Source organism: Cytobacillus sp. MT66, assembly GCF_058792595.1.
The window spans coordinates 12,344-29,768 of the sequence record NZ_JBXAFB010000022.1 but is presented as its reverse complement, the minus strand read 5'-3'; the positions used below and the strand labels follow the sequence as shown (position 1 = coordinate 29,768).

At 37.0% G+C, this 17,425-nt stretch carries 15 protein-coding genes; 13 read left to right on the top strand and 2 right to left on the bottom strand.

Annotated elements, in window-relative coordinates:
* Nucleotide 1 precedes the first annotated feature (1 nt).
* Nucleotides 2-1,237, top strand: coding sequence for a M20 family metallo-hydrolase (locus AC1Q59_RS23170; protein ID WP_492368240.1), 1,236 nt, complete (start codon nucleotides 2-4; stop codon nucleotides 1,235-1,237).
* 56 nt (nucleotides 1,238-1,293) lie between these two features.
* Here the strand turns inward: AC1Q59_RS23170 and AC1Q59_RS23165 are convergent, their stop codons facing one another.
* A complete protein-coding gene (locus AC1Q59_RS23165; RefSeq protein ID WP_492368239.1) occupies nucleotides 1,294-2,163 on the bottom strand; it encodes a LysR family transcriptional regulator in 870 nt (289 codons plus the stop codon).
* Between the two features lie 237 nt (nucleotides 2,164-2,400).
* On the opposite strand from AC1Q59_RS23165, the gene AC1Q59_RS23160 reads away from it, so the two are divergent.
* The 6 genes from AC1Q59_RS23160 to AC1Q59_RS23135 all read left to right on the top strand — a co-directional run bounded on the left by AC1Q59_RS23160 (nucleotide 2,401) and on the right by AC1Q59_RS23135 (nucleotide 8,857).
* Nucleotides 2,401-3,645: a M20 family metallo-hydrolase gene (locus AC1Q59_RS23160; RefSeq protein ID WP_492368238.1), complete on the top strand. Its 1,245-nt coding sequence runs from the start codon at nucleotides 2,401-2,403 to the stop codon at nucleotides 3,643-3,645.
* A gap of 236 nt (nucleotides 3,646-3,881) precedes the next feature.
* Nucleotides 3,882-4,769 (top strand): dihydrodipicolinate synthase family protein, encoded by an 888-nt coding sequence (locus AC1Q59_RS23155; RefSeq protein WP_492368237.1) that lies wholly within the window; start codon nucleotides 3,882-3,884, stop codon nucleotides 4,767-4,769.
* Nucleotides 4,770-4,891: 122 nt separating this feature from the next.
* Nucleotides 4,892-6,001, top strand: a complete 1,110-nt coding sequence (locus tag AC1Q59_RS23150; protein WP_492368236.1) for an ABC transporter ATP-binding protein — start codon at nucleotides 4,892-4,894, stop codon at nucleotides 5,999-6,001.
* A 5-nt stretch (nucleotides 6,002-6,006) separates the two neighbouring features.
* A complete protein-coding gene (locus tag AC1Q59_RS23145) occupies nucleotides 6,007-7,092 on the top strand; it encodes an ABC transporter substrate-binding protein (protein ID WP_492368235.1) in 1,086 nt (361 codons plus the stop codon).
* Nucleotides 7,093-7,181: 89 nt separating this feature from the next.
* Complete coding sequence (locus tag AC1Q59_RS23140; protein ID WP_492368234.1) at nucleotides 7,182-8,084, top strand: ABC transporter permease; 903 nt, start codon at nucleotides 7,182-7,184, stop codon at nucleotides 8,082-8,084.
* 2 nt (nucleotides 8,085-8,086) lie between these two features.
* Nucleotides 8,087-8,857, top strand: coding sequence for an ABC transporter permease (locus AC1Q59_RS23135; protein ID WP_492368233.1), 771 nt, complete (start codon nucleotides 8,087-8,089; stop codon nucleotides 8,855-8,857).
* Between the two features lie 297 nt (nucleotides 8,858-9,154).
* Here AC1Q59_RS23135 and AC1Q59_RS23130 read toward each other — a convergent pair whose 3' ends face one another.
* Nucleotides 9,155-10,852: a GMC family oxidoreductase gene (locus tag AC1Q59_RS23130; protein ID WP_492368232.1), complete on the bottom strand. Its 1,698-nt coding sequence runs from the start codon at nucleotides 10,850-10,852 to the stop codon at nucleotides 9,155-9,157.
* A 569-nt stretch (nucleotides 10,853-11,421) separates the two neighbouring features.
* Between AC1Q59_RS23130 and AC1Q59_RS23125 the strand changes: the two genes are divergently transcribed.
* The 6 genes from AC1Q59_RS23125 (at nucleotide 11,422) to AC1Q59_RS23100 (ending at nucleotide 17,407) form a co-directional block, all read left to right on the top strand.
* On the top strand, nucleotides 11,422-12,129 hold the full coding sequence (locus AC1Q59_RS23125; protein ID WP_492368231.1) for a FadR/GntR family transcriptional regulator: 708 nt from the start codon (nucleotides 11,422-11,424) through the stop codon (nucleotides 12,127-12,129).
* Nucleotides 12,130-12,284: 155 nt separating this feature from the next.
* Nucleotides 12,285-13,373 carry a zinc-binding dehydrogenase gene (locus tag AC1Q59_RS23120; protein ID WP_492368230.1) on the top strand — a complete coding sequence of 363 codons (1,089 nt, stop codon included), beginning with the start codon at nucleotides 12,285-12,287 and terminating at the stop codon, nucleotides 13,371-13,373.
* Between the two features lie 145 nt (nucleotides 13,374-13,518).
* A complete protein-coding gene (locus AC1Q59_RS23115; protein WP_492368229.1) occupies nucleotides 13,519-14,472 on the top strand; it encodes a hydroxyacid dehydrogenase in 954 nt (317 codons plus the stop codon).
* 36 nt (nucleotides 14,473-14,508) lie between these two features.
* Nucleotides 14,509-15,585 (top strand): TRAP transporter substrate-binding protein, encoded by a 1,077-nt coding sequence (locus tag AC1Q59_RS23110; RefSeq protein ID WP_492368228.1) that lies wholly within the window; start codon nucleotides 14,509-14,511, stop codon nucleotides 15,583-15,585.
* A gap of 29 nt (nucleotides 15,586-15,614) precedes the next feature.
* Nucleotides 15,615-16,142: a TRAP transporter small permease gene (locus tag AC1Q59_RS23105; protein WP_492368227.1), complete on the top strand. Its 528-nt coding sequence runs from the start codon at nucleotides 15,615-15,617 to the stop codon at nucleotides 16,140-16,142.
* Entirely contained in the window at nucleotides 16,139-17,407 is a 1,269-nt protein-coding gene (locus AC1Q59_RS23100) for a TRAP transporter large permease (protein WP_492368226.1), read from the top strand. Before AC1Q59_RS23105 ends, AC1Q59_RS23100 begins: the two co-directional genes overlap by 4 nt.
* Nucleotides 17,408-17,425 lie beyond the last annotated feature (18 nt).

Here is a 17,425-nt window from a genome sequence, read left to right as displayed (position 1 = left end):
GATGAGTGAAACTAACTTAAGTATGAAAATAAATCTTTCAAGATTAATATCAACTTTTGATGTAAGCTCTAGCATTGGTACTACAGAAAACGGTGGATTATCAAGATTGGCTTTAACAGCGGAAGATAAAAAAATCCGAGATATCTTTATCCGCTGGCTAAAAGAGGCGGGATTGTCCATTAAGATTGATGACCTTGGAAATATATATGGTCGACGTGAGGGTAAAAATAAAGATGCGGGTGCTATAATGATAGGTTCGCATTTAGATACTTTACCTAAAGGGGGACGCTATGATGGAATTATGGGAGTTCTGTCTTCTTTAGAAGTTATCCGCACATTAAATGATCTGAAAATTGAAACGGAAAGACCTATTGAGATAGTAAATTTCACTAATGAAGAAGGGGAACGATTTACACCTCCAATGCAAGGGTCTGGAGTAATTACTGGTAACTATGAGAAAGATACAATCTATAATTTAAAGGACAAAGACGGTATTACGTTTCAGCAAAGTTTAAAAGAAATTGGTTATATGGGAGAAATCGAAAATCGCCCATCTAATGTTGACTATTTTATTGAGGTCCATATTGAACAAGGTCCATTCTTAGAAGAAAATCAGAAAAATATAGGAATTGTTCAAGGGGTTAAAGGATCGAAAAGACATCGGGTTAAAATCAGAGGAAAATCGAGTCACGGGGCTTATCCAAATAGTCATAGGAACGATGCTTTAATAGCTGCTTCTGAAATTGCATTAGCAATTGATGGAGTTGCGAAACAGTATGAGGATTTATCGACCTCCTTAGGAGTTTTTAATGTTAAACCTTCTGTCGAAAGTATTACTGCTAGATATGTAGAGTTTACATTTGATGTACGCCATATTGACGATAATATTAAAGATCAAGCAATTGAGCTGATTAAGGAAAAAATCAATGAGGTTGCTTTAAAAAGAAAGGTAGAAATTGATTTTAGGCAGACATGGGAGGCTAGTGGAACATATTTTTCGAATGAGATTCTGCAGTTAATTGAAGATGCAGCTATAAATTATGGTTACTCTTATCAATATATTACTAGCCCTGCATTGCATGATGCTAAGTTTATGCATGATATTACCAAAACAGCAATGATCTTTGCACCTAGCAAGAATGGGTTAAGCCACTGTGAGGAAGAATTTACATCTTATGAGGATATAGAAAAAGTAACGAATGTTTTACTTCAAACAGTAATTTCTTTAGCAAAATAAAAACAAACTAATAAAAGACCATTCCTTTTTACATTTTAAAAAGGAATGGATTTATATTATAACTCTACCAATTTGTTTTCATTATTGTGCTCTGTTATTAATTTAATGAATACTTTCAATGCTGGGGATATCCATTTATTTTTATGGTAGGCCAATAATGTAGTAATAGTTTTATTCTCTAAAAGTGTAGCATTTAGTTTGCCTTCATTAACTTCAGATTTAACCGCAAATGACGGTAATAAAGAAATGCCAATACCATTAATTACTAATTGTTTGATAGCTTCAATGCTGCTGAATTCTAGAACGGATTTTTTCTGAATTTTATTTTCAGCTAAATAGTTTTCAAAGGTAGTTCGGTAACTGCATCCTTGTTGGGTAAATAAAATTGTATCCACTTTGTCCTTAGATACTGTTGGCTGAATTAAAGTCATAGGCTCATAGCTTAAAGTATTAATAATTAGATCAGAATGATTACTGCTTGGATTCTCCAAAAGAACGGCAGCATCAATCTCTCCACTTCTTAAGTAATCACATAAAACATCACCATTAGCTGCCTTTAAAGATATATCAACTTCAGGGTATAGACGATTATATTCTTTTATAAAAGGGAGAAGTTGATACACTGTTAATGATTCCGGTGCACCTATAGTCAAACTGCCAGTAAGAATATTACTTTTACTTGGCTCTTCAGTAGATAATTCATAAATTCTTAATATCTCAGTCGCGTGCGGTAAAAACCTCTCACCAGTTTCAGTTAAAACAAGCTTTTTCCCTAATCTATTAAACAAAGGGGAGCCTAGCGTTTTTTCGATGGCCTGTATATGTGCAGTAATAGATGATTGGGCATAACCAAGATGGTCAGCAGCCCGTCCAAATCCTCCTAAATCAACAATCGTTTTGAAAGATTTAAGATGGCGAATTTCCATATAGACTATTTTCCTCCTTTTTAAGAGATGAGGTACATGAATATCGTTATAAATCTATCATATTACAAAGAAAATATTTGTAACAGTGTGAAGAGTGCATTTATTCATAATTTTTCTTGAAGAGCAGGAGGTGCTTTCCATTTAACGCCATTAATAGGACTTAAATTAGCAGAATTAGCTGCAAATGCAAATCTAATGAATGAAAAAATATATAAGTGAAAAGAGAGATGAAATAAATTGAAAAAACTAGTTATTAATTTAAAACGTCTCATGGATACACTTAAGATTAGCAACAATATAGGCCAAGTACACGAAACAGGTGTACGAAGAATAACTCTAACAAAAGAAGATAAAATTATGCGGGATATATTTACTAGTTGGTTAGCAGAAGAGGGGCTTGAGGTTAGAGTGGATGACTTTGGAAACATTTACGGGCGTAGAGAGGGATTAAGGAATGATCTTGCACCCGTAATGACAGGATCACATCTAGATACTCAACCACGCGGAGGCAGATATGATGGTATCCTTGGAGTCTTAAGTGCCCTAGAAATGATTAAAGTCTTAAACGAAAATAATATACAAACATTACGACCAATTGAAATTGCCAATTTCACAAATGAGGAAGGCTTCAGATTTAGACCAGGGACCGGAGGATCTGGAGGAATGAGCAACGTTTTTACAAAAGAAAACGTATATAAAGCTACAGATGAAGAGGGGTTCAAGTTTAAAGAGGAATTGGAGAAAATAGGATACCTCGGGGAAGAGATAAATCGGCCAAAAGAGATTCATAGTTTTGTAGAGCTTCATATAGAACAAGGTCCTATTATGGCACAAGAAAAAATATCTATTGGAATTGTGGAAGGAGATAAGGGGATCCAATCGGTTGAGTTTACTGTGAAGGGAAGAACTGGTCACTCAACTGGTACTCCAATGGAAGGGAGAAAGGATGCCCTATTAAGGGCAGCTGAAATCATTGTAGCGGTTCATGAGATCGCCAAAGAACAAGATGGAACAATAATAAATATAGGGAAATTAGATATAGAACCTGGGGCGAGATCACATATACCTAGCGAAGTTAAGTTTCCTATGCATATTACGCATAAAGATAAAGACGTTCTAGACCAATTAATTGAAACAATCAAAGAAAGGTCAACGGCCCTTGTTGAAAAAGAAAACATGGAAATACTAATAAATTTACCTCCCTCTCTTCCAAAAGCTAATTTTTCGAAAAGAATAATGAATGAAATTGAAAAAGTCACCCAAGATTTTGGTTATTCAACCCTGCGCATGCTGAGTGGAGGTGGCCATGATGCAAATAATATAGCAACTATAGCGCCGACCGGGATGATTTTTATACCTTGTAAAGACGGTATAAGCCATAGTGAGGAGGAATTTGCCTCGGAAAAAGATATTGAAAAAGGGGCAAATGTGTTGCTGAATACAGTATTAAATCTTGCGCAACAAGAGGATACTTTCGAATGATCCATCGTTAAAAAGAGGGAATATTTACAGGAACTCTAAAAGAATTCTATATATAATAGACGGAAAATTCAGTCCATTGGAGAAGGCGAAAGACTTCCCAAAAAGACTGCATCAATATCCGATGGGGAAACCTGCATTTTACACAAAATTATTGACAAAACTTCCTGATTCAATTGCAGTCTGCACTTTTATCAAATTTAAAGAGATTATGAACAATTGAGGAGGAGAACTTATAAGTGACAAAATTTAAAGGTGTTTTTATCTCATTGTTAACCCCAATGACGAATGACTATAAAGTCGATTATAACCGTTTGGGTGAAATATGTGAGTGGCTCATAGGCAAGGGTGTTGATGGGTTAATGGCTGCGGGTCCAATGGGAGAAGATACAACCTTATCAAATGAGGAACGTAAAAAGATTGTTGAAACTGTAATTGAAGTAAGCAATGGTCGTGTTCCTATTATTGCTGGAACCGGAGGGGTCACAGCTACAAAGGATGCTATTTATTGTGCTGAGCATGCGAAAAACAGTGGGGCTGACGGGATTTTAGTATACACTCCTGCTGACTATATTCCTTTAGAAAACGAGATTATCGCTCATTATGAGGCTGTGTCAAAGGTTGGTTTACCTATCATTGCTCTAAATAATCCAAGAAGAATTGATCTAACTCCTGATTTAGTTATTAAAATTTCGAAATCCAGCAATATTGTAGGAATCATGGACTTTAGCCAAGACATTCGACGAGTGCATGAAATTTTAGAAAAGACGAATATAGAATATTTTGTAGGTGCCGATAACTTAGCAATGGAGGGTGCATTGTGCGGAGCAACCGGATGGGCATCAGCTGTTTCAAATGCACTCCCTGAAGAAGGTATCAAACTTTTTCAGTTAGCAAAAGAAGGAAAACGTGATGAAGCAAGAAGACTTTATCGCAGCCTAGTTCGGTTATATCACTACGATACGGTACCACAAATGTTTCAAGCAATGAAATATATGATGGAATTAACAGGACAGCCCATCGGACCAACAAGGCCACCGCGTTTAGCCTTAACTGATGATGCATATATGACTATTAAAGAAGAGTTTGAAGAAGTGATCGACCTTATACGGTCAAAAAATAATTAAACGGAAAAACTCAAAATTTACTAAAACGAGGAAATGAACAAACGGTTTCGGATTTGGGTGAAATTTTTAAAAAAATCAATTGTATAGGCTTCTAATATCTAGTGTTTAGAGGAGGTTGAAAAATGAGTGATTCTCACCTTGCCTTAAAAGATACAACAAAATATTATAAAAAGTTTAAAGCTGTTGACTCAGTTAATTTAGAGGTTAAGAAAGGGGAATTTTTAACCATATTGGGCCCCTCGGGCTCCGGGAAAACATCCTTGCTTAAACTCATTGCAGGTTTTGAAGAATTAAGCGACGGATTCATCTATTTAAATGGTGAAGAAATTTCAAAGAAAAAAGCTTATCAACGAAATATAGGTATGCTATTTCAGAACTATGCGCTTTTTCCCCATATGACGGTGAGGCAAAATATATCGTATCCACTTCAAGTTCGTAAGTATGGGAAGGAGGAAATAGCTAATGATGTTAAAAAAGTGTTATCGCTTGTCCAACTGGAGGAGTTTGCTGACCGTTATCCCAACCAATTAAGCGGGGGACAGCAACAACGAGTAGCCCTTGCTAGGGCAATTGTGTTCAATCCGCCTTTACTCTTGTTGGATGAACCGTTAGGTGCTTTGGATAAAAATTTACGAAAAACCATGCAATTGGAAATAAAACATCTTCAAAAAAGAACAGGCATAACTACCATTACTGTCACTCATGATCAAGAAGAAGCACTAACGATGTCTGACAGAGTATGTGTAATGAATGCAGGGAAAATTGAACAAATTTCAAGCCCGACTAAAATATATCAGGAGCCTTCTAACGAATTTGTTGCCAAATTTATAGGAGAAATAAATCTACTAAGAGGAAAGATCGTTTCCACTAAAAACAAACAAACAATGATTAAGTTAAACAAGGATTCTAATATAATTTTAAAATCGAATGAGTTAAAAAGTTCATTGGACAATGAGGTCTTTATTGCTATTAGGCCTGAAAACATTCAGCTAGTTGATGATACCAATTATTTTGAAAATACACTGAAAGTAACCATTCAAGAGGTGATTTTTCTGGGGGACACTTTGAAGGTAAGATCAATAACTTCATTTGGGGAAGAAATAATGTTTAATTTAAACAGCCAAATGCTAAATCATATGCAACCAGGAAAAGAAATTCATATTGGGTGGAATACCAACGAGGCAACTTTGATTCCCGCTGAATCATCACATAATAAAAATATTGAGGAGTGAATTTGATGAACAAATATTGGAACAGGGTTAAGATCTCTATCATACTTGCGTTAGGACTTTTATTGTCAGCTTGTAGTTCAAGTGAAGAATCTGCAAGTGAACAAACCGGTAAGAGTGACACTTCATCAGACTCTGCACCCCGGGAACTTGTAGTAGCAGACTTTGGAGGTTCAACCTCTGAAGCTCTCCAAAAAGCAGTATATAAACCTTTTGAGGAGAAGTTTAATGTAAAAATTACTGTAGACGGCCCTTTTAACCCTGCAAAAATGAAAGGGATGGCCCAAACTGGAAAGGTAACTTGGGACGTAATCTATAACGATCTATATGTTTCATACTTATTAGCAGAAGAAGGCATTCTTGAAAAATTAGATTATAACAAGATTAACACCGATGGTATTCCTGAATATTTGCTTAATGACTACAATGTTGTCAATACAGTTGTGTTACACAACTTAGCATATAATTCTGAGGTTTATCCCGATGACAACCACCCAAAAACTTGGGCAGACCTGTATGACACAAACAAGTTTCCGGGTCCTCGCGGAGTTTATAAAGGTCCGATAGGGACCTTTGAGCAAGCACTCTTAGCTGATGGGGTTCCTAAAGAGGAATTGTATCCGCTTGATGTAGAACGGGCATTAAAGAAATTGGAAACGATTAAGGATGACATCATCTGGTGGGATACAGGTGCTATACCCCCACAATTGCTAGGTTCTAAAGAAGTCTCTCTTTCCCATGCTTGGAGCAGTCGTATTGCTATAGCTGCAAGAGAAGGATTGCCGCTTGAAAATGAATTTGACGGAGCATCGGAATGGTATGTTGGATTTTCTGTGCCTAAGGGAACAAGAGATAAAGAATTGGCAATGGAATTTATTAATTTTTCAAACTCTCCAGAGGTTTTAGCAGATCTTTTTACATTGCTTGATTATGCACCAGCAAATAAAAAAGTTATTAATCTTTTACCGGAAGAAAAGAAAACTTTATTTAATAGTTTGGAGCAAAACGACACTATAGTGCATACCGATCAGGAGTATTGGGCCAAAAACTTTGAAGAATTGAACAAACAATTTAATGATTGGTTACTGAAATAAACCTTACTTACAAAAATTACGATATTTTAAATGTTCAGGGTGAATAGTCAAGTCGATTTTCTAAAGTAAAATGTTCCGGAGGTTGTTCGATGGCTCAATTAGAAAAAAGTATCCCAGAGGTATCCAGTCGGATACCTCTGGCACATCGCTTTACAGCGATTCCAGGTTTAAGATGGATTCTTGTAATTGTTCCACTATTTTATTTAATCATTTTGTTATATTATTCAATAATTGGTATCTTAAAGCTGAGTTTCTTTGATGATACCGGGTTTACGCTAAAATATTTACATGGTGCTTTCACCGATCCAATATATCTGCGAGTGCTATGGACAACAGTGAAAACAGCATTGTTTGTTACAGTTACTACGTTATTAATCGGCTATCCGATTGCTTATTTACTGACAATTTTACGATCTCATAAGTGGAAGAGGTTGATATTGGGGCTAGTTATTATAACACTATGGATTAGTCTTCTTGCACGTACATTTTCTTGGGTCATTGTATTGCAAAAGCATGGCGTTATCAATAATTTTTTAATGAATATAGGAGTAATTAATCAACCTTTAGATTTACTTTACAGTTTTCCAGCAGTGGTAATAGGCATGAGTCATATTTTATTACCCTTTATGATATTAAATTTATATCCAGTAATGGAGGGAATTGATCTCCAACTAATGCAAGCGGCACAAAGCCTGGGCTCTCGTCCATGGAAAGCTTTTAAACAAATATTTCTTCCATTATCCTTACCAGGTGTTATAGCTGGTTCTTTGATTGTTTTTATTAATAGTTTAGGATATTTTATTACTCCAGCTTTGTTAGGCGGATCAGGAAATACAATGCTAGCGGAATTCATTGAGATAAATATTAATACCACATTTAATTGGCATTTGGCAGCGGCTCTTTCTTTTCTGTTATTGGTTGCAACATTTCTACTGCTTTTCATTGCCTTTCTTTTCTCAAGAAGCTCAGCAGTATTGAAAGGAGGGAAATAGTAATGTGGCTCAGAATAATGGTGACAATATTTTTGCTAATTATTGTTGCACCTATCCTGCTGCTTATTCCTGTATCCTTTAATGGAACTACTGCGTTTAATTTCCCGCCTGAAGGTTTTTCGTTGAGGTGGTATAGTGCCCTTGTCGAAAACCCTCAATGGCTCGAAGCTTTTCAACGAAGCCTTATCGTGGCAACTTTAACATCCTTAATTGCTGTCATATTAGGTGTTATGGCTGCCATCGCGGTAAATCAAATCGACTTTCCCGGAAAGAAAATATTTGCAAATTTGATAGTTGCCCCAATGGCAATCCCAACTATTATCATAGCGATTGCTCTATATTTTTCATTTACATCCTATGACCTTACTAATACCATAGCAGGTCTTGTTCTAGGTCATTCCATAATAGCAATCCCTTTTGTATTTATTACGGTTCTTGCTAGTATCCAAGGTGTAGATAAAAATATAAGATTAGCTGCCGAGAGTTTGGGATCAACGCCAATTGGTGTCTTTTTTAAAATCACTTTACCTATTATTCGCTCTTCAATAATGGCGGGTTTTATTTTTGCTTTTGTGTTGTCTCTAGATGAAGTAGTATTATCAATCTTCCTTACAGGACCTGTAACAAAAACTTTACCAATTTTAATGTGGGAAAATTTCAACCTTGATTTAGATCCTACATTAGCTGCCGTTTCAACCTTGTTAATAGCAGCAGTTGTCCTGACATTTGTGTTGTTTCCAAAATTAATCCAAATAAGTGCAAAGCAAAAGTAATTAATAGAAGCATATATACAATATTTAATGAAAAATTGTATATATGCTTCTTTTTTATTAAATCAGGCTGGTACCTTTGAAATTTTCAAGGAATGTTCTTGAAAAACGTTTATGTTATGCATAAGAAACACCGAGAACAACAAAATATCCCTGTGTTTTTGAAAAGGGTGGTACATGTCCCTGATAATTACCTGGGATTCCGGATACAGGCAGTTTTATAGGAAAATAATAAAAGCTAGGTACACAAAATGTGAAAAAGTTATATACCGTAGCTTTTTAAAACTATACTAATCCATATTAATCCATATCTCCATTTTGATCTTTTTCTTCTTGAATAAATCGTACTGCATTTAATCCAATCATCTGGGCAGGTATAGAAGTGTTGCCGTCAGGTAGGATAGGAGAGATTGAGAGGTCTGCAACTTTAAGTTTATTCGTTCCAAATACATTCAGAAACCCGTCTACGACTCCTTCTTGGATACTCTGCCCCATTTTACATTGTCCTCCAAAGTGATCAAAATTTGCATAGGAGGCTCTTGCAAAAGCAGCTAGTTGATTTCGCTTTTCTTCTTCATTCGGATTGTGGAAGATCTTTTCTGGAGGATAGACTACATTATACTTTCCACCTGGGTCTAGTTTTCGGGCTCTCGTTATAATATTGTGGGTTTTAATGTATTGATCTACTAAAAAATTTAAGTCGTCTGGATTATCCAGTGGATTAAATGAAATGGATGGATATGCTTCGGGATCACTATGTGCTACTGTTATTGTTCCATTACTGCTAGGGTTTAGGTTAATAATACCAATACTCATAATATTACTCGGCTTTTCCGGGGAAAATACCCAATTATTAATTAGCACATCCTGAACTGGAATAAAAACAGGTACTATAATTCCTAACAATTGAAGATGACGGCTAGGTCCATTAACTGACTGAAAAGCGCCGAATGTAATCGGCTGATTTGGGTCAGCTCCGAAAACTTGGAGAAGTCTCCCAGTTTCTACTTCTACGCCCATTCCAATAGAAAAATGAGATTGTAAATTGTGGCCAACATTAGGACTCTCCACTAACGTTGGAATCCCTGCACTACTTAACTCGTCTATTCTTCCAATTCCTGAACGCTGCAAGATAACTGATGAAAAAATCCCGGCGCAAACAATAATTCCATTTCGGGCAAATGCAATTTCAGATTTCCCGTCTTTGAAAAATTCTACCCCTTCAGCAACTTGTACACCATTTAATTGTTTAAATATAATTTTATTAACTGTTGACTTAGCAAATATAGTTAACTTTCTTTTGCCAACTCCAAATTCATCAAGGGAGTCCTCAGTTCCTTGAGAGACAATGGTGTTATTTAAATAACCAGTTGCTGTAGATGAACGGAAAAAATCCCCGTTTTCTTCTTTCTGTGTGAATTGTGATTTGGTAAAAGTACAATCACTAATACCAGTATTATAATCTTCAACTATAGGTATTTTTAATACATCTGATGTTGCCTGAGCCAGAACTTGGTTAAGTCCATTATCTGGAACATTTTGCTGTCTAACAGAGATTGGACCGTTCATTCCCCGTTCTTCTGGTTCCTGTGTCATTCCGGTATAGGATTCATTATAGATGAATAAAGAACGAATGTTATCGTAACTCCATTGATCACCAACGAGATCTTTCCACTGGTTAAAAAGATCACGGCTCCCACGAACTGCATACATAGCATTATGTTCTGAGCTGCCACCTATTGCTCTGCCTCCAGTTAAACGAAGCTGCCGACCAATTTCAGGCTCAAATCTCGATAGAATATTAAAGGAAAACTTATTATCGGTAGATAAAATAAAAGCTCGTTCTATGGAAGCACTGCTTAACTCTTCGGTCATATTCGTTCCTGCTTCCAGTACTAGTACGGAAGTTTTATTATCATCTGTTAATTTTTTTGCAACGATTCCCCCAGCTGTCCCAGCACCGATAACAATATAATCGTAGAAATTCCTTATCCCCACCTACTGCACATCCTTTTTAACTTTTTAGTAATTCAGCATATTCCAGTAAAAATTCAATTGCTTGTGTTTAAGCGGAAGCAGGACAGGGGGACAGGCACCGTGTCCTTCCTGTATTTTACAATAAAGAATACGGATTAATTTAATAAGAGTAGTGAAGGTTATTGCCGGCAAATATGTTTAAGACATAGGGATAGTGACCTTATGCAGATCGATTTTAATGACATTGGTCCTATTAAAATTTATTAATAGTATCAGTTCAGGCAATAATCTAATTTTATTCGTGGGACAAAGTAAAAGTTTGGTCGAAAATCGCATAAGACATATTCTTTTCCACACGGCAGATTGAATCTTAACTATTTTGCCGCCCTATAACATTAATACTGTCTGTTTCAAGATTCCCTTTTAAAATAAATTTTCACTAAAATTATTTGATTAGTCTATATGTTTATTCAATTTTTAAAATTTATTTAAAATTCAGTTTACTCACTAGATTCAGAGTGTTATATTATGCATGTAGTGGACTGACCTCCCGGATGCATGACCACAGAAAAGAGGTGATATTTTCAGTAATGAAAGTTAATCCAATTAGGAAAAAGAGGGTCTATCAAGAAATCATCGAGCAGATTAAAGAAGCAATTAAGAAAGGCGATATTAAGCCTGGAGACCGGCTGCCTGCAGAACGGGAGCTTGCCAAATCTTTTTCGGTATCCCGATCCTCTATCAAGGAGGCAATTACCGTCCTAGAATCTACTGGAATTGTTGAAATACGCACCGGCGTTGGCACCTTTTTGAAAGAAACCGAGGATGACATCCCATCTCAAATTGATGACATCATAAATGATAGCGTTACCAATGTCCTTGAGCTTATGGAATTCCGTCAGACAATTGAGGCTGATGCAGCTTATTATGCTGCAATCCGTGCAGACAAAGAACAAAAGGCCAAACTTCAAGCAATTTTTGATTCACTCGAATCGTCTGTTCATTCAAAGCATCTTTCGGCTAAGAAAGACTTCGAATTTCACATGACAATTGCAACGATAGCAGGCAATTCCATAACCGAACAGGTCATGTCAACTTTATCTGACAAACTATTAAAAGTTGTCACGCACAACATTGTGAACACACTTATTAGTGAGGTCAAGCGCGAGGAAGTCTTTGAAGAGCACCGCCAAATTTGTGAGGCTATTTCCTCTGGTGATGGAGAAAAGGCCCGCCAAAAAATGTGGAAGCACCTCCAAGGGGCTCGCGATCGTTATGAAAAATTACATAAGCAGTAAAATTTAGGAGTCGATGAAAATTCTCGATGTGAAGATGATCGATGTTATTCAAAAACGAGCGTAATCTATTGATTTAATCCTTGGTTTTACCTTTGGTTTGCTTATAAAAATTTGGCTATAGAAAATCAAAAATAATAGGAAAATGGAGGAAAAAAATGAAGGGGAAAATTGCAATGATGACGGGACCAGGCAGTTTAGTTATGCAAGAATATGAGCTGCCTGATGTTGAGCCAGGAGCTGTTTTAGTTAAAGTAACCCGCACCAATGTTTGTGGGTCAGATCTTCATATTTGGCAAGGGCACCATCCATTTAAAAAGACTGGCGTACTAGGACATGAAATGGTTGGTGTGATTGAAAAACTCAGTGAAGGTATCGAAAAGGATTATGCTGGGCAGCCAGTTAAGGTAGGAGACCGAGTCGCTTCCGCCTACTTTTTAACTTGCCACAAATGTGCAGCCTGCCAAGCAGGCCAGTTCCATCTATGTGAACATGCCTATGACGGATGGTCAAAGATGCCCGATGTGGCACCACATTTTCACGGATCCTTTGCTTCGCATTATTATATTAATCCAAATCAATATTTTTATAAGGTACCTGATAATGTGCCTGATTCTGTTGCAGCAAGTGCAAACTGTGCTTTATCTCAAGTGTATTTTGGAGTAGAGAAGGCGAACCTTCGGTATGGGGAGACGGTTGTTATCCAGGGTGCAGGAGGCTTAGGCCTAAATGCAACCGTCATGGCCAAAGAACTTGGTGCCACTGTCATTATTATTGACGGAGTCAAAGGCCGTCTTGAAAAGGCAAAAAAATTCGGCGCAGACCATGTTATTGATATGAATGAGTTTGATACCACAGAAAAACGCGTTCAAGCAGTACTTGAATTAACGGAAGGGCGAGGTGCAGATATCGGAATTGAGATGACCGGTGTCGCTGCGGCTTTTTCAGAGGGAATTCACTTGATTCGCAGGGGCGGAAGATATCTCAGCATTGGAAATGTATCACCCACTGCACAAACTTCTATTTCGCCTGGGGAACTGACGAGAAAGTCTATATTGATCATACCTGTTATACAATATGACCCTTGGTACTTAAATAAAGCGTTAAAGTTTCTATCAAAAAATATTGAGAAGTATCCTTTTGACGAACTTCTTGATGCTGATTTTTCACTAGATGAAATTGCTGTTGCACTTGATAAATCCGTAAAACGTGAAATAACAAGGGCATCCATTGTTGTAGGAGATTAAACTTGTAAAACTTGAGCATGATCCAATATCCAGTAAGAACGGATAATCAGGAACCAGTATTAGCAGCGGATTAATTCACTGAATTTATGCAATGTGCAAAAAAAATTAAATTATTGCACTCCGACAGCAAAAGGGGGGTTATTTCTTGAAAGCATTAGTAGTTGACCGAATTCATGAAGATGGAATCAAGCTATTAGAACAATATTGCTCGGTTGATATAAATTACAATATTTCGCCAGAGGAATTAGCAAGAGTCATTTCTGATTATGATATTTTACTTGGACGGGCCACTCCGGCAACTCCAAGAATAGAGTATCCGGTATTAGAAAATTCAGGAAAGCTTAAGATTATTGGAATCGCTTCCGTTGGTCTGGATCAATGTGATCAAGAGTATATCAAGGGAAGGGGAATTCGGCTGTTAAATCTCCCAGGGGTAAATTCGATCTCTGTCGCTGAGCATGCTAGTGCTATGATGTTGTCTTCTATGAGGAGAATACCAGTTGGCTATGAGGAGATGAAAGCCGGTAAATGGAATAAACATGGATATACTTCAGCAAGAGAATTACGGAATAAAACATTAGGAATTATCGGTTTTGGAAATATCGGAAAAACAGTAGCTGAAATCGCAAAGGGCGGGTTTTCAATGGAGATATTGGCCTATGATCCATATATATCTGATGAGGAGTTTATCAGTAATAGGGCTAAGAAGAGTACATTGAACGAACTATTAATTAACTCAGATATAGTAACGATACATGCTCCTTTAACTGATGAGACCCACCATATGATTGGTGAAAACGAACTTAATCAAATGAAGAAGGGCTCAATGATTTTAAACTTAGGCCGCGGCGGAATTATTGAGGAAAGAGCTCTGTTTAACACCCTTGCTAACGGGCCAATATCTCAAGCAGCGTTAGATGTGCAAGAGGAAGAGCCTTGCTTCGCCTCTCCTTTATTTGACTTGCCGAATTTTATTGCAACACCACACGTAGCTGGATTAACTGAGGATGCTCTTAGTCGCGCCGGGGTTCGTGTTGTGGTTGAAGCATTGGAAGTTTGCGGTATTCAAGTTGATTTAAATAAGACAGCGGTAATCTAGTATTCTATTATTCAAGAATCTCTAGGAGGAATAATTTTGAAAAAAGTAATGTTATCCATGGTTTTGGTATTGATGGGCATCCTGTTAGTGGCATGCTCTTCATCAAATAGTGCAAGTTCTAGCGAAGGTAGTTCCGGTTCAGAAAGTAATTCTAGCGGTAGTTCAGATAAAGTATATGAAATTAGTGTTGCACACTCATCACCAGCGGAAAATGACCGACTTGAAGCTTCGATTTTAGAATTTAAAAAAGAAGTTGAAGAAAAAAGCAACGGCCAAATTAGCGTAAAAACATTCCCAGCAAGTCAGCTTGGTTCAGAGCGCGAACAGCTTGAAGGTGTCCAGTTAGGGTCAATTGAAATGGCTGTTATCACAACAGGTCCTCTGCCAGGCATTTATGCAGATTCAATGGTTTTCGATTTACCATTCTTATTTAAGAATGAGGAAATCGCGGCGAAAGTACTGGATGGATCAGTAGGGCAAGAAATTTTACAGGGAATGCTTGATCAAACAGGAGTTCGCGGATTAGCATGGGGCGAAAATGGATTTAGACATTTTACAAATAGTGTTAAGCCTATTAAAAAGCCAGAGGATTTAAAAGGATTAAAGATAAGAACGATGGAAAACCCTGCTCATATGCACATGGTTACCACATTAGGTGCTAGCCCAACGCCAATGGGTGCCGGAGAAATTTATTCCGGATTGCAGCAAGGTGTTATCGATGGTCAGGAGAACCCAGTCTCTATCATTGAGAGTTTTAGAATTTATGAGGTAAATAAATATGCGACATTAAGCGGTCATGTTTATAGCCCATATATCATGATGATCAACGATTCATTTTATCAGGGACTTCCAGAAGACCTTCAGAAAGTTGTAAGTGATGCAGCAGCAAACTGGAGCAAGGTAGAACGCGAATTGAACCAAAAACAGGTTGCAGAAGGTGTTAATGTCTTGAAAGAAAACGGGATGGAAGTTATTGAATTAACTAATGAAGAGAAAAAAGCTTTCCAAGAGGCAACTGAACCGACTTATGAAAAATATCGCAAAGAATTGGGCGAGGATCTAATTGATAAAGTATTGAAAGAAATTGAAAAGGTTGAAAAGGAACTGTCTTAATAACTACTACTTAGACTAGGGGGGCGAATATGAGAAAGGTAGTTAAAAAAGTTGACGACATTCTAACAAAAATCGAAGAAAACCTGGTTTTCCTATTTATGTTAGGTATGCTTGTTATCGTTTTCGCAGCAATTGTAAACCGCTTTATTCTGAAAGAGTCATTACCATGGGCAGATGAACTCTCAAGATATTTAATGATTTGGTCTGTTATGATTGGCGCAAGCTTGGGAGTGAAAACGTCTATCCATATTGGTATTGATGCTGTTACAAATCTTTTCGCCCCTCGCGGTCAAAAAGTGCTACTTATCATAAACTATGTTCTGTCATTTGCCTTTTGTATTACATTGCTGGCCATAGGAATTCCATTTATGCTGACCTTAATTGAAACAAATCAGCTATCTCCATCATTGAGGATTCCTATTTATCTAGCATATGGTTCTGTTCCGATTGGTGCAGCCTTTATGGCCATAAGATATTTCTGTTTAGCCTATAATGAATTGTTTGTTAATAAACTTTCTAAACAAGTTGAATCAGCAAAGGAGGTACATGCAGGATGAGTCCTACATTATTTATATCAATGTTAACTTTACTTGCAATAGGTGTACCTTTAGCTATCGGCATTGCCTTTGCGTCGGTGCTTGCTTTATTATTAGCATCTGATTTGCCTTCCTTTATTCCGGCTCAGCGAATGTTTACGGGGCTTGATTCATTTACGTTAATGGCCATTCCGTTTTTTATGCTTGCTGGGAAAATCATGGAGAAGGGCGGAATCTCGCAGCGACTAATTCGATTCGCATCAAGTATTGTGGGTTCGACATCAGGAGGATTAGCAATTATTGCTGTTCTTGCCAGTATGTTTTTCGCAGCCATTTCGGGTTCAGCGCCAGCTACCGTTATAGCTATTGGAAGTATTATGGTTCCAGCAATGGTAAAAGAGGGTTATGATAAAGGATTTTCTATGGCCCTTATGGCTGTAGCAGGAACGATTGGTGTCATTATCCCTCCAAGTATTCCATTTATTACATATGGGGTTACTGCCAATGTCAGTATTGGAGATTTGTTTATTGCAGGCATTATGCCTGGTATTGTAATAGGTATTTCCTTAATGATTTATAGCTATCTATACGCCAAGAAAAAAGGATATGCAGGTGGAGAAAAGGCTACTTTCAGCAACTTTTTCAATCAGTTTAAAGCATCCATTTTAGGTTTGTTAATGCCAATTATTATTCTTGGCGGAATTTACACAGGAATTTTCACTCCAACTGAATCTGGTGCGGTGGCTTGTGTTTACGGATTAATTGTGGCCCTTTTTATTTATAGAGAGTTAAAATTCTCAGAATTAAAGGGACTTTTTGTTGAAGCTGGAGTCACTTCAGCTATGGTTCTATTAATTTTGGCAGCAGCAAATATTATGACCTGGATTTTAACGAAGGAACAGATTCCATTAAAAGTTGCCGAGTGGGTAGGATCATTTGCATCCGATAAAATTGTACTCCTGATCTTAATCAATATATTGTTACTCATTTTGGGTACATTTTTGGAGCTTAACGCAGCCATTATTATTGTCGTTCCAATTTTACTGCCATTGCTTGGACAATATGATATCAATTTGATTCACTTCGGATTAATTATGGTTGTTAATATGGCAATCGGTCTTTTAACACCGCCATTGGGTGTTAACCTTTTTGTTGCTAAAACGCTTGGAGATATCAAATTGAATACTTTAATCGTTAAAGTTCTGCCTTTACTATTTATCTTAATTATAAACCTGATCATGTTTACGTTTATTCCAAAACTTTCTTTATTCCTTTTAGGACAGTAATGTTGATAGGTTTAAAGA